13 protein-coding genes are annotated in these 12,455 nt (G+C 69.2%); 11 read left to right on the top strand and 2 right to left on the bottom strand.

Annotated elements, in window-relative coordinates:
- The first annotated feature begins 21 nt into the window (after positions 1–21).
- From RZ84_RS24735 to RZ84_RS24785, 11 genes are all read left to right on the top strand, one after another.
- Positions 22–1,359, top strand: coding sequence for an MraY family glycosyltransferase (locus RZ84_RS24735; protein ID WP_198540049.1), 1,338 nt, complete (start codon positions 22–24; stop codon positions 1,357–1,359).
- A 284-nt stretch (positions 1,360–1,643) separates the two neighbouring features.
- Positions 1,644–2,081, top strand: coding sequence for a hypothetical protein (locus RZ84_RS24740; protein WP_043266132.1), 438 nt, complete (start codon positions 1,644–1,646; stop codon positions 2,079–2,081).
- Positions 2,082–2,360: 279 nt separating this feature from the next.
- Positions 2,361–3,155, top strand: a complete 795-nt coding sequence (gene atpB / locus RZ84_RS24745; RefSeq protein WP_043266133.1) for a F0F1 ATP synthase subunit A — start codon at positions 2,361–2,363, stop codon at positions 3,153–3,155.
- A gap of 76 nt (positions 3,156–3,231) precedes the next feature.
- On the top strand, positions 3,232–3,501 hold the full coding sequence (atpE, locus tag RZ84_RS24750; protein ID WP_189295580.1) for an ATP synthase F0 subunit C: 270 nt from the start codon (positions 3,232–3,234) through the stop codon (positions 3,499–3,501).
- Between the two features lie 41 nt (positions 3,502–3,542).
- Entirely contained in the window at positions 3,543–4,106 is a 564-nt protein-coding gene (locus RZ84_RS24755; protein WP_043266134.1) for a F0F1 ATP synthase subunit B, read from the top strand.
- Positions 4,103–4,918, top strand: coding sequence for a F0F1 ATP synthase subunit delta (locus RZ84_RS24760; protein WP_043266135.1), 816 nt, complete (start codon positions 4,103–4,105; stop codon positions 4,916–4,918). Before RZ84_RS24755 ends, RZ84_RS24760 begins: the two co-directional genes overlap by 4 nt.
- 215 nt (positions 4,919–5,133) lie before the next feature.
- A complete protein-coding gene (gene atpA / locus RZ84_RS24765) occupies positions 5,134–6,723 on the top strand; it encodes a F0F1 ATP synthase subunit alpha (protein ID WP_043266136.1) in 1,590 nt (529 codons plus the stop codon).
- Between the two features lie 20 nt (positions 6,724–6,743).
- A complete protein-coding gene (locus RZ84_RS24770) occupies positions 6,744–7,664 on the top strand; it encodes a F0F1 ATP synthase subunit gamma (protein WP_043266137.1) in 921 nt (306 codons plus the stop codon).
- A 5-nt stretch (positions 7,665–7,669) separates the two neighbouring features.
- On the top strand, positions 7,670–9,124 hold the full coding sequence (gene atpD, locus RZ84_RS24775) for a F0F1 ATP synthase subunit beta (RefSeq protein ID WP_043266138.1): 1,455 nt from the start codon (positions 7,670–7,672) through the stop codon (positions 9,122–9,124).
- A 108-nt stretch (positions 9,125–9,232) separates the two neighbouring features.
- On the top strand, positions 9,233–9,616 hold the full coding sequence (locus RZ84_RS24780; protein WP_043266139.1) for a F0F1 ATP synthase subunit epsilon: 384 nt from the start codon (positions 9,233–9,235) through the stop codon (positions 9,614–9,616).
- A gap of 116 nt (positions 9,617–9,732) precedes the next feature.
- Positions 9,733–10,176: a DUF2550 domain-containing protein gene (locus tag RZ84_RS24785; protein ID WP_043266140.1), complete on the top strand. Its 444-nt coding sequence runs from the start codon at positions 9,733–9,735 to the stop codon at positions 10,174–10,176.
- 301 nt (positions 10,177–10,477) lie between these two features.
- Here RZ84_RS24785 and RZ84_RS24790 read toward each other — a convergent pair whose 3' ends face one another.
- Both RZ84_RS24790 and RZ84_RS24795 read right to left on the bottom strand, forming a co-directional pair.
- A complete protein-coding gene (locus RZ84_RS24790; protein WP_043266141.1) occupies positions 10,478–11,167 on the bottom strand; it encodes a response regulator in 690 nt (229 codons plus the stop codon).
- Positions 11,164–12,399, bottom strand: coding sequence for a sensor histidine kinase (locus tag RZ84_RS24795; protein ID WP_043266142.1), 1,236 nt, complete (start codon positions 12,397–12,399; stop codon positions 11,164–11,166). The genes RZ84_RS24790 and RZ84_RS24795 overlap by 4 nt, the downstream gene beginning before the upstream one ends.
- Positions 12,400–12,455: the final 56 nt, after the last annotated feature.

Genomic DNA, 12,455 nt, shown 5'->3' on the forward strand with positions numbered 1-12,455 from the left:
CTGTGATGGCCAGCTATCTCTATGGGGCAGCCCGTGCGTGAATACCTGCTGACGCTGTGCGTCACGGCCGCGGTGACCTACCTGCTGACCGGGCCGGTACGGAAGTTCGCGATCGCGGCCGGTGCGATGCCGGAGATCCGCGCGCGTGACGTGCACCGCGAGCCGACGCCGCGGCTCGGCGGTATCGCGATGTTCGGCGGACTGTGCGCGGGACTGCTGGTCGCCGGGCATCTGACCAACCTCAAGAGCGTCTTCGAGACCAACGAGCCGCGGGCGCTGCTGTCGGGCGCCGCGCTGATCTGGATCCTCGGCGTGCTCGACGACAAGTGGGGCGTGGACGCGCTGGTCAAGCTCGGCGGCCAGATGATCGCCGCGGGCGTGATGGTCCTTCAGGGCCTGACGATCCTGTACCTCCCGGTCCCCGGCATCGGTACGGTCGCGCTGACGCCCATGCAGGGCACCCTGCTGACCGTCGCGCTGGTCGTGATCACCATCAACGCGGTGAACTTCGTCGACGGCCTGGACGGCCTGGCGTCCGGCATGGTGTGCATCGCCGCCGCCGCGTTCTTCATGTACACCTACCGGCTGTGGTTCGGCTACGGCATCGAGGCCGCCGCCCCGGCCACCCTGTTCTCGGTCGTCCTGATGGGCATGTGCCTGGGCTTCCTGCCGCACAACATGCACCCGGCGCGGATCTTCATGGGCGACTCCGGATCGATGCTGATCGGCCTGGTGATGGCCGCCGGCGCGGTCTCGCTGACCGGCCAGGTCGATCCGGACCTGCTCAACCAGAAGGCGGGCGGTCTGCGCGAGGCGACCCACGCGATGGTGCCGGTCTACATCCCGCTGCTGCTCCCGCTGACGATCATCGCGGTGCCGATCGCCGACCTGTTTCTGGCCATTGTGCGGCGCACGTGGAAGGGCCAGTCGCCGTTCGCCGCGGACCGCGGGCATCTGCACCACCGGCTGCTGGAGATCGGTCATTCGCACAGCCGCGCGGTGCTGATCATGTACTTCTGGTCGGCGCTGATCGCGTTCGGCGCGGTGGCCTACTCGGCGAACGACGCCAGCATGTGGATCGTCCTGGGCATCGTGCTGCTCAGCGCGGTCGGCCTGGTGCTGCTCCTGCTGCCGCGCTTCACGCCGCGCGCCCCGCGCTGGGCGGAGCGGATGGTTCCGCCGCGTTACCGCCGGGTCGCGAGCGGGCCGGTGGCGGCCGTCGCGGCGGCCGGTACGGAGTCCGCGGAGGCGCCCTCGCAGGAGCGGCGGCCGGCGATTCCGCCGGGCATCCACGGCGCCACCGCGATCGGCGACCGGTCACGCTTCGTGGATCGCCGCAAGGCGGGGAGTCATCACTGAGTGGTGCGACGTCCCCCGAACGTGCGCTGGGAATCGGGACAGTTGACCCGATACCAGACAATCCGCTGCCTGTCAGTGCACCAACGCGCAGGTTCACGCTCAGGTGTGACAGGGTCCACACGAACCAGGTAAAGACCTCATCAAATAGTTTGTGATACCGTTCACGAAACCCGGCGACAGAGCCGAAGGACCGTAGTGCGACGGCCCTTTGGCCTCAGGTTCTTCCTCAGGCCGGGTCTACGCTCGTCCCTGACGAACACCCCACCCTTTGCCGGAGCGCCGCCATGCAGTCGAATGACGCCCGACTACTCCTTCACGCCGTTGTGCCCACCCTCGCCACCGGCGCGATCGCCGCTGCCGTGAGCGGTGCGGTCGCGGGCGGGACGGGAGCGATCGGCGCCGTCGTCGGCACCGTGCTGGTGGTGCTGGTGATGGGCGCCGGACTCGTTGTCCTGCAGCAGACCGCCAAGAAGCTTCCGCAGTTGTTCCAGATGATGGGCCTGCTGCTGTACACGGTGCAGATTCTGTTCGTGGCGGTGTTCCTCATCGCCTTCAAGGGCACAACGCTCTTCGACACCAAGGCATTTGCGTTCACCTTGCTCGCGGCCACCCTCGTATGGATCGCGGCGCAGACCCGCGGGCATATGAAGGCGAAGATTCTGTACGTGGACCCCGACTCCGCGGACGCCAAGAAGGCGGAGACGGCGGGGTCGCCGACGTGACACGTAGGGCCGAGATAAATGGCCTCATGCGGGCCTGCTATCGTCCGGTGCCAACTGCGGCGCAGATGGCGCAGGCGGCTGAGCTCCCAGATTCCACGCGATGGAACGGGCAGTTCTCGCGGCCGATGCCTGTGATCCGGTCCGGCCTCGCGCCGACCAGCCGCCCCCTAATCCGTAAGACCAGTCCAGTGCCGCTCCGTGGCTCAACGCCGCGCCGACACAACGAGGTTGCCGTACCCATGCGCCACGCTGAAGGAGCTCGCGGTGAGTGCTGAAACGATGCTCGCCTTCGAGACCGACTGCCACATCTTTTCCGGGTGCGGCTTTGATGCTCCCGGGCTTCATAACTTCGTCTTCGAGCCGCTCTTCACCATCGGCGGCTTCGAGTTCAACAAGCCGATGCTGCTGGCCGTGCTCAGCACGGTCGTTGTGGTGTGGTTCTTCTGGGCTGCATTCGGCCGGGCGAAGGTGGTTCCCGGAAAGCTCCAGATGATCGGCGAGGCGGGCTATGACTTCGTGCGCCGCGGGCTCGTTTACGACGCGCTGGGGAAGAAGGAGGGCGACAAGTACGTCCCCTTCATGGTCTCGCTGTTCTTCTTCGTGTGGATCATGAACCTCTGGTCGATCATTCCGGTCGCCCAGTTCCCGGTGACGTCGATCATCGCTTTCCCCGCGGGCCTCGCCGCGATCGTCTACATCCTGTGGGTCTCCCTCACCTTCAAGAAGCACGGCTTCGTCGGCGCCTTCAAGAACTTCACCGGCTATGACAAGTCGCTCGGCTGGGTCCTGCCGCTGCTGATGGCCATCGAGCTTCTCTCGAACCTGATCATCCGGCCGTTCACCCACGCGGTACGACTCTTCGCGAACATGTTTGCGGGCCACCTGCTGATCGTGATGTTCACCGTCGCGAGCTGGTACCTGATGAACGGCATCGGCTTCGCCTACGCCGGGGCCTCGTTCCTCATGACCCTCCTGATGACGGCCTTCGAGCTGTTCATCCAGGCCGTCCAGGCGTACATCTTCGTCCTTCTGGCCTGCAACTACGTCCAGGGCGCGCTCGCCGAGCACCACTGAGCACCCCGCCTCCCACCCCAACAGCTGTCCGGTGGCCAACCCCCACCGGTACGTGAAACGAGAAGGAAGTAACGGCATGTCCGCTGCTCTCGAGATGGTCAACCACCTCGCCGCCGCCGGTGACAACGCGAAGACCACGGTCGTCGGCAACGTCGCCTCGATCGGTTACGGTCTCGCCGCCATCGGCCCCGGCGTCGGCGTCGGCATCATCTTCGGTAACGGCACCCAGGCCCTGGCCCGCCAGCCCGAGGCCGCCGGCCTGATCCGCACCAACCAGATCATGGGTTTCGCCTTCTGTGAGGCTCTCGCCCTGATCGGCATCGTCATGGGCTTCGTTTACAAGTAAACGAAACTCCTCGACTATCCATTCAGACGGAAGGCACTGATGTGAACGCCCTGAACTTGGCGGTGGAGGTTCCTGAGAACCCCCTGGTCCCGCCGATTCCGGAGCTGGTCATCGGCCTGATCGCTTTCTTCATCGTCTTCGGCTTCCTCGCCAAGAAGCTCCTCCCGAACATCAACAAGGTTCTGGACGAGCGCCGGGCGCAGATCGAAGGCCGGATCGAGGATGCCGAGGCGACTCAGGCCGAGGCGCAGCAGGTTCTCGCGGACTACCGGGCCCAGCTCGCCGATGCTCGCCACGAGGCCGCGCGTCTGCGCCAGGAGGCGCAGGAGCAGGGCGCGACGCTCATCGCCGAGATGCGCGCCGAGGGCCAGCGGCAGCGTGAGGAGATCATCGCCGCCGGTCACGCCCAGATCGAGGCGGACCGCAAGGCGGCGGGTCAGGCGCTGCGCCAGGACGTGGGCAAGCTCGCCACCGAACTGGCCGGCAAGCTCGTCGGGGAGTCCCTCGAGGACCACGCCCGCCAGAGCCGGACCATCGACCGCTTCCTCGACGAGCTCGAAGCGAAGGCGGCGTCCGACGCGACGAAGGCTGAGGCCGGCCGATGAACGGAGCGAGCCGCGAGGCACTCGCCTCCGCACGCGAGCAGTTCAACGCGCTGACGGACCACACCTCCGTCGACGCGGTGACGCTCGCCGAGGAGCTGGCTGCCGTCACCGCTCTGCTCGACCGCGAGGTGTCGCTGCGTCGGGTCCTGACCGACCCGGCGCAGGGCGGCGAGGCGCGCGCCCAGCTGGCCGAGCGGCTGCTCGGCGGCCAGGTCGGCGAGGCGACTCTCGACCTGGTGACCGGCATGGTCCGCTCCCGCTGGTCGCGCTCGCGCGACCTGCCGGACGCGATCGAGGAGCTGGCCTACAGCGCCGACCTCGTCGCGGCCCAGCGGGACGGCCGGCTCGACGACGTCGAGGACGAGCTGTTCCGGTTCGGCCGCATCGTCGCGTCCAGCGGTGAGCTGCGCCGCGCGCTGACGGACCGCAACGCGACAGCCGCTGCCAAGACGGAGCTGCTGCGCACGCTGCTGGGCGGCCGGGCCAACCCGGTCACCGAGCGCCTGGTGATCCGTCTTGTCGCACAGCCGCGGGGCCGTAGCCTGGAGGCAGGGCTCGATGCCCTCTCCAAGCTGGCGGCGGCCCGCCGGGACCGGATGGTCGCGGTGGTCACCTCCGCGGTGCCGCTCAGCGAAGGGCAGCGGCAGCGTCTCGGCGCCGCCCTGGCCGAGCTGTACGGACGGCAGATCCACCTGAACCTCGACGTGGACCCCGAGGTCCGCGGCGGCGTCCGGGTACGGATCGGCGACGAGGTCATCAACGGGACCATCGCGGAGCGCCTCGAAGAGGCAGCCCGGCGGATGGCCGGCTGACCCAGCCACCAACTCAAGAGCTGCACAACCGGCGGCCGCACACCGGACCGGCCGGCCGGACCGAGAGGTCCGGCTGCGGTCCGGAAGACGCCCCGGGAAACAGCACAAGCATGACGGCGGCCCGAGTTGGGCCGTAAGCGGAAAGCCCCTGGGGGGACGAGCCCCCCGGACCCCGCAAGTAACTTCGGGCCCAACAAGGAGAGCAGGGAACCCAGATGGCGGAGCTCACGATCCGGCCGGAGGAGATCCGGGACGCGCTGGAGAACTTCGTCCAGGCGTACAAGCCGGACGCGGCCTCGCGCGAAGAGGTCGGGACGGTCAGCGAGGCCGGCGACGGCATCGCGAAGGTCGAGGGTCTGCCCTCGACGATGGCGAACGAACTGCTGAAGTTCGAGGACGGCACGCTCGGTCTCGCGCTGAACCTGGAAGAGCGCGAGATCGGTGCGGTCATCCTCGGTGAGTTCAGCGGCATCGAGCAGGGCCAGCCGGTGCAGCGCACCGGCGAGGTGCTCTCGGTCGCCGTGGGCGAGGGCTACCTCGGCCGCGTCGTCGACCCGCTGGGCAACCCGATCGACGGCCTCGGCGAGATCGAGACCGAGGGCCGCCGCGCCCTGGAGCTCCAGGCTCCGGGCGTCATGGTCCGCAAGTCGGTGCACGAGCCCATGGAGACCGGCTACAAGGCCGTCGACTCGATGGTGCCGATCGGCCGCGGCCAGCGTCAGCTGATCATCGGTGACCGCCAGACCGGCAAGACCGCCCTGGCCGTCGACACGATCATCAACCAGCGCGACAACTGGCGCTCGGGCGACCCGAAGAAGCAGGTCCGCTGCATCTACGTCGCCATCGGCCAGAAGGGCTCCACCATCGCGTCCGTGCGCGGCGCGCTGGAGGAGGCCGGCGCCCTGGAGTACACCACCATCGTCGCCGCCCCGGCGTCCGACCCGGCGGGCTTCAAGTACCTGGCGCCCTACACCGGCTCGGCCATCGGCCAGCACTGGATGTACCAGGGCAAGCACGTCCTGATCATCTTCGACGACCTCTCGAAGCAGGCCGACGCCTACCGCGCCGTGTCCCTGCTGCTGCGCCGCCCGCCGGGCCGCGAGGCGTACCCGGGCGACGTCTTCTACCTGCACTCGCGTCTGCTGGAGCGCTGCGCCAAGCTCTCCGACGACATGGGCGCCGGCTCGATGACCGGTCTGCCGATCGTCGAGACCAAGGCCAACGACGTGTCGGCGTTCATCCCGACCAACGTCATCTCCATCACCGACGGCCAGTGCTTCCTGGAGTCGGACCTGTTCAACGCCAACCAGCGTCCGGCGCTGAACGTCGGTATCTCCGTCTCCCGCGTCGGTGGTTCCGCCCAGCACAAGGCCATGCGCCAGGTCTCCGGCCGGCTCCGCGTGGACCTCGCCCAGTACCGCGAGCTGGAGGCGTTCGCCGCCTTCGGTTCCGACCTGGACGCGGCCTCCAAGGCGCAGCTGGAGCGCGGCAAGCGCATGACCGAGCTGCTCAAGCAGGGCCAGTACGCCCCCTTCGCGACCGAGGACCAGGTCGTCTCCATCTGGGCCGGCACCAACGGCAAGATGGACGACGTGCCGGTCGAGGACATCCGCCGGTTCGAGCGGGAGCTCCTGGACTACATGCACCGGGAGAAGAAGGACCTGCTGACCAGCATCCGCGAGGGCGCGAAGATGTCCGACGACACCATCGGCGCGATCTCCGAGGCCGTCGACGGCTTCAAGCGGCAGTTCGAGACCTCGGACGGCAAGCTGCTCGGCGAGGACGCCCCCGCCACCGGCAAGTGACGACGGAAGGGACCTGATCCATGGGAGCCAAGCTCCGGGTCTACAAGCGTCGCATCCGCTCCGTCACCGCGACCAAGAAGATCACCAAGGCGATGGAGATGATCGCCGCCTCGCGCGTCGTCAAGGCGCAGCGCCAGGTGGCGGCGTCGACGCCGTACTCGAGTGAACTGACCCGTGCGGTGACGGCGGTTGCCACGGGTTCGAACACCCAGCACCCGCTGACGACCGAGGCGGAGAAGCCGACCCGGGCCGCGCTGCTGCTCATCACGAGCGACCGCGGTCTGGCCGGCGGCTACTCCTCCAACGTCATCAAGGCCGCGGACCAGCTCACCGAGCGGCTGCGGGCGCAGGGCAAGGAGGTCGACGCCTACATCGTCGGGCGCAAGGGTGTGGCGTACTACAGCTTCCGCGAGCGCACGTTCGTGGAGTCGTGGACCGGCTTCACCGACAACCCGACGTACGCGGACGCGAAGAAGATCGGCGCACCGCTGATCGAGGCCGTCCAGAAGGACACCGCCGAGGGCGGCGTGGACGAACTCCACATCGTCTACACCGAGTTCATCTCGATGATGACGCAGACCGCGCTCGGCGACCGGCTGCTGCCGCTGTCCCTGGACAAGGCCGCGGCCGAGCCGGACGGGCAGGCCAAGGGCGAGATCCTTCCGCTGTTCGACTTCGAGCCGTCGGCCGAGGACGTCCTCGACGCGCTGCTGCCGCGGTACGTCGAGTCGCGGATCTACAACGCACTCCTGCAGGCCGCCGCCTCCAAGCACGCCGCCACCCGGCGCGCGATGAAGTCGGCGACCGACAACGCAGAAGAGCTCATCAAGTCGCTCTCGCGGCTTGCCAACGCGGCCCGACAGGCCGAAATCACCCAGGAAATCAGCGAGATCGTCGGTGGCAGTGCCGCACTGGCCGACGCGACCGCGGGGAGTGACTGACAACTATGACCACCACTGTTGAGCCGACCGCTCCTGCTGGCGTGGCCACTGGCCGCGTCGCGCGGGTCATCGGCCCGGTCGTCGACGTGGAGTTCCCCGTCGACGCGATGCCGGACATCTACAACGCACTGACCGTCCAGGTCGACGACCCGGCCGAGAAGGGCAAGTCCAAGACGCTGACCCTCGAGGTCGCGCAGCACCTGGGCGAGGGCCTGGTCCGGGCGATCTCCATGCAGCCCACCGACGGTCTGGTCCGCCAGGCCCCGGTGACCAACACCGGCACCGGTATCACCGTTCCGGTCGGGGACGTCACCAAGGGCAAGGTCTTCAACACCCTCGGTGAGATCCTCAACAAGCCGGAGGCGGCCTCCGAGGTCACCGAGCGCTGGGCGATCCACCGCAAGGCCCCCGGCTTCGACCAGCTCGAGTCCAAGACCGAGATGTTCGAGACCGGCATCAAGGTCATCGACCTGCTGACCCCGTACGTCAAGGGCGGCAAGATCGGTCTGTTCGGTGGTGCCGGTGTCGGCAAGACCGTTCTGATCCAGGAAATGATCTACCGCGTGGCCAACAACCACGACGGTGTGTCGGTGTTCGCCGGTGTCGGCGAGCGCACCCGTGAGGGCAACGACCTCATCGAGGAGATGACCGACTCCGGCGTCATCGACAAGACCGCGCTGGTCTTCGGTCAGATGGACGAGCCGCCGGGCACCCGTCTGCGCGTCGCGCTGGCCGGCCTGACCATGGCCGAGTACTTCCGCGACGTCCAGAAGCAGGACGTGCTGTTCTTCATCGACAACATCTTCCGCTTCACGCAGGCCGGTTCCGAGGTCTCGACCCTGCTCGGCCGGATGCCCTCCGCGGTGGGCTACCAGCCGAACCTGGCCGACGAGATGGGCCTCCTCCAGGAGCGCATCACCTCGACCCGCGGTCACTCGATCACCTCGATGCAGGCGATCTACGTCCCCGCGGACGACCTGACCGACCCGGCGCCGGCGACCACCTTCGCCCACCTGGACGCGACCACCGTTCTGTCCCGTCCGATCTCGGAGAAGGGCATCTACCCGGCGGTGGACCCGCTGGACTCGACGTCCCGGATCCTGGACCCCCGCTACATCTCGCAGGACCACTACGACTGCGCCTCGCGCGTCAAGACGATCCTGCAGAAGTACAAGGACCTCCAGGACATCATCTCCATCCTCGGTATGGACGAGCTCGGCGAGGAGGACCGGCTCACGGTCTACCGCGCCCGGCGTATCGAGCGGTTCCTGTCGCAGAACACCCACGTGGCGAAGCAGTTCACCGGTGTCGACGGCTCGGACGTGCCGCTGGACGAGTCGATCGCGGCCTTCAACGCGATCGCCGACGGCGAGTTCGACCACTACCCGGAGCAGGCGTTCTTCATGTGCGGTGGCCTGGAGGACCTGAAGAACAACGCCAAGGAGCTTGGCGTTTCCTGACCCGTGCTCCCGGACCGGGGGCGGCCCTGGCCGTCCCCGGTCCGTACGACCACTAGTATTTGACCCAACATCTGCCACACCAGGCAGGTGGAGACCCGAGGAGCCATCGTGGCTGAGCTGCACGTCGAGTTGGTCGCCGCGGACCGGCAGGTCTGGTCCGGCAAGGCCAGCCTGGTCGTCGCGCGCACCTCGTCGGGCGACATCGGCGTCATGCCCGGACACCAGCCGCTGCTCGGCGTGCTGCAGTCGGGCCCGGTGACGATTCGTACGGCGGGTGAGAGCGGGGACGGCACCGTCGTCGCCGCGGTGCACGGCGGCTTCATCTCGTTCGCCGACAACAAGCTGTCTCTGCTCGCGGAGATCGCCGAGCTGTCGGACGAGATCGATGTCCAGCGCGCGGAGCGGGCCCTGGAGCGAGCGAAGTCGGATGCTGACGCAGCCGCCGAGCGCCGCGCCGATGTCCGGCTGCGTGCGGTGACGGGCGTTCACTGAGCCCCGTCACCGACGAGATCGATCCTCAGCCGCGGGCCGCCCGGAGTACCGGAGCGGGCCGCGGCTGAGGCAATGCAGGTGCGTTTCCCGAATACACGGCGAGGAGGTCGGTCGAGATGGTCCTCGCTCTGCTTGTGAGCGGCGCGGTCGTGGTGCTGGTGCTGCTGGGACTGTTCGTCTTCGGACTGAGGCGGCGGCTCATCCAGCGGTCCGGAGGCACCTTCGACTGCAGCCTGCGCTGGAACGTGCCGGAGAACGAGTCCAGCGGCAAGGGCTGGATCTACGGCGTGGCGCGGTACAACGGCGACCGGATCGAGTGGTTCCGGGTCTTCTCGTACGCGCCCCGGCCCCGCCGCCTGCTGGAGCGCTCCGCCATCGAGGTGCTGGAGCGCCGCACCCCGCAGGGCGAGGAGGAGCTGGCGCTGCTCTCCGACTCCATCGTGCTCGCGTGCCGGCACCGCGGTACCCGCGTCGAGCTGGCGATGAGCGAGGACGCGCTCACCGGCTTCCTGGCCTGGCTGGAGGCGGCGCCTCCCGGACAACGAGTCAATGTGGCCTGAATAACAGGGGTCTCGGTGGGCGGGGGCCGGTCCCTCGGGCGGAGTCTGGGGGGAGGGGCAACGTGGCGTAGCCGTAGCCGTAGCCGTAGCCGTAGCCGTAGCCGTAGCCGTAGCCGTAGCCGTGGACGTGGCACGGGTGCGGTGTGTGCGTAGGGAATATCCCCGCCCCCCGCCCCGTTGTGGCCCCGCAGGGGGCGCTGCCACCCCCTACGGGATGCGTTCGACCGCCCCCTACGGTGCGTCCCCTACGAACGCGTCCACCAGAGCGCACCCCTACGGCGCGTCCCGTACGGCTCGTCCCCTACGGCGCATCCACCCCCAACTCCTGTGCCAGTACGGCCGCTTGCACCCGGCTGCGCAGGTCCAGCTTGGCCAGCAGCCGGCTGACGTGGGTCTTCACGGTGGCCTCCGCCATCGCCAGCCGCAGCGCGATATCGGCGTTCGACAGCCCCTGGCCCAGACACCCCAGCACCTCCCGCTCGCGCGGCGTCAGCGCGTCCAGCACCGCCGGATCGGGCGTCCCGCGGTCCCGCGGCGGCCGTTCCGCCGCCCGGGGCCGGGCGAACTCGGCGATCAGCCGGCGGGTCACGGCCGGGGCGATCAGCCCCTCACCGGAGGCGACCGTGCGCACCGCGGTCAGCAACGCCGTCGCGTCGCTGTCCTTGAGCAGGAAGCCCGCGGCCCCGGCGCGCAGCGCGCCGAAGACGTACTCGTCCAGGTCGAAGGTGGTCAGCACCAGGACGTCCGCCAGCTGTTCGGCGACCACCTGGCGGGTCGCCGAGACCCCGTCGAGCCGGGGCATCTGGATGTCCATCAGGACCAGGTCGGGGCGTAACGCGCGGGCCAGGCGGACGGCCTCCTCGCCGTCCACGGCCTCCCCGACGACTTCGACGTCGGGCGCGGAACGCAGGATGAGGACCAGCCCGGCCCGTACGGCGGACTGGTCCTCGGCGACGAGGACCCGGATCGGCTGCGCGGCGGCGCCTGTCATCGTTGTTCTTCCTCCCCGGCGGCGGGCAGCGTCGCCCGCACCAGCCAGTCTCTTCCGTCCGGCCCGCTCTCGGGGCCGGCGTCGAACTCCCCGCCCAGCAGGGCGATCCGCTCGCGCATGCCGACGAGCCCGGCGCCGGAACCCGGTGCGCGGGGGCGCGGCCGGTCGGCGTACGGACTGCGGACGATGACGAGGAGCGTCCCCTCGGGGCCGTGGGCGATACGCACCCGGACCCGGCCGGGCGCGGCGTGCTTGAGGGCGTTGGTCAGTGATTCCTGGACGATGCGGTACGCGGCCAGTTCGACCGGCGCGGGCGGTTTGGGCTCGGCGTCCGGGCCGGTCAGCCGCCGGGCGTCGGCCAGGTCGAAGGTCAGGCCGCTGCCGGCGCCGTTCGTACGGGCCTGGTCGACCAGGGCCTCCAGTCCGTCGAGGGTGGGCGTGGCGGCCGGTTCGTCGCCGTGCGGGGTGGCCTTCGGATCCCGTAACAGCCCGATGAGGCGGCGCATTTCGGCCAGGCCCTGGACGCTGTTCTCCCGGATCACGCCCAGCGCCTCGCGGGTCGCGGCCGGGTCGTCGATGGTCTGCGCGGCGGTGGCGTGGATGGCGATGGCGGACAGGTGGTTGGCGACCAGGTCGTGCAGTTCGCGGGCCATCCGGGCGCGTTCGCTCGCCACCGCCTGGGTGCGGTCCATCTCGGCCAGCAGCGCGGTCTGTTCGGCCCGCAGCCGGGCGGTCTGCGCGGCGTCGCGGTGGTTGCGGATGATCACCCCGGTCCAGGCCGGGGCGGTGGTGATGAGCGCGATCCCGATGCTGATCAGCACGACCTGCGGGTCGCGCCACAGCGCCGTCAGCACGATCGTGGCCAGCACCGTCACCAGTACCGAGTGCACCGGGATCCGGCGGGCCGCGGCCGGCGGGCCGTACAGCACCGCCGCGTAGACCACGTCGGTGAACATCAGGACGGTGGCGACGAGTGTGCCGGTGGTGAGGTCCAGTGCCAGGGCCGGTACCGCGACGGCCAGTGCGGCCATCGGGGCCGTACGGCGCATCAGTTCGGCCGCCGACATCGCGGTGAGCGCGAGCAGGGTCAGCGACGCGGGCAGGCCGAGGAGCGGCGGCCCGCCGTGCAGATCCAACGCCCACAGCAGCAGCCCGACGAGCAGCCCGCCGCCCGCGATGACCACGTCGAGGCGGTGCGGCCGGCCGGGCGCGGCGGGGGATCTGGCGGTCACCCCTCCATGAAACACGGCGCCGGGGCCGGGTGCCCCGCCTCCGCTTCAACCGGCTG

Origin of the sequence: Streptomyces sp. CT34, assembly GCF_000805335.1 — a bacterium.
In the GTDB taxonomy this organism is placed as follows: domain Bacteria; phylum Actinomycetota; class Actinomycetes; order Streptomycetales; family Streptomycetaceae; genus Streptomyces.

What these genes read in the sequence shown, in the direction of transcription:
- RZ84_RS24735 (WP_198540049.1), top strand. Translation starts at nt 22, where the DNA reads ATGGGGCAGCCCGTGCGTGAATACCTGCTGACGCTGTGCGTCACGGCC.
- RZ84_RS24740 (WP_043266132.1), top strand. Translation starts at nt 1,644, where the DNA reads ATGCAGTCGAATGACGCCCGACTACTCCTTCACGCCGTTGTGCCCACC.
- atpB (WP_043266133.1), top strand. Translation starts at nt 2,361, where the DNA reads ATGCTCGCCTTCGAGACCGACTGCCACATCTTTTCCGGGTGCGGCTTT.
- atpE (WP_189295580.1), top strand. Translation starts at nt 3,232, where the DNA reads ATGTCCGCTGCTCTCGAGATGGTCAACCACCTCGCCGCCGCCGGTGAC.
- RZ84_RS24760 (WP_043266135.1), top strand. Translation starts at nt 4,103, where the DNA reads ATGAACGGAGCGAGCCGCGAGGCACTCGCCTCCGCACGCGAGCAGTTC.
- atpA (WP_043266136.1), top strand. Translation starts at nt 5,134, where the DNA reads ATGGCGGAGCTCACGATCCGGCCGGAGGAGATCCGGGACGCGCTGGAG.
- RZ84_RS24770 (WP_043266137.1), top strand. Translation starts at nt 6,744, where the DNA reads ATGGGAGCCAAGCTCCGGGTCTACAAGCGTCGCATCCGCTCCGTCACC.
- atpD (WP_043266138.1), top strand. Translation starts at nt 7,670, where the DNA reads ATGACCACCACTGTTGAGCCGACCGCTCCTGCTGGCGTGGCCACTGGC.
- RZ84_RS24785 (WP_043266140.1), top strand. Translation starts at nt 9,733, where the DNA reads ATGGTCCTCGCTCTGCTTGTGAGCGGCGCGGTCGTGGTGCTGGTGCTG.
- RZ84_RS24790 (WP_043266141.1), bottom strand. Translation starts at nt 11,167, where the DNA reads ATGACAGGCGCCGCCGCGCAGCCGATCCGGGTCCTCGTCGCCGAGGAC.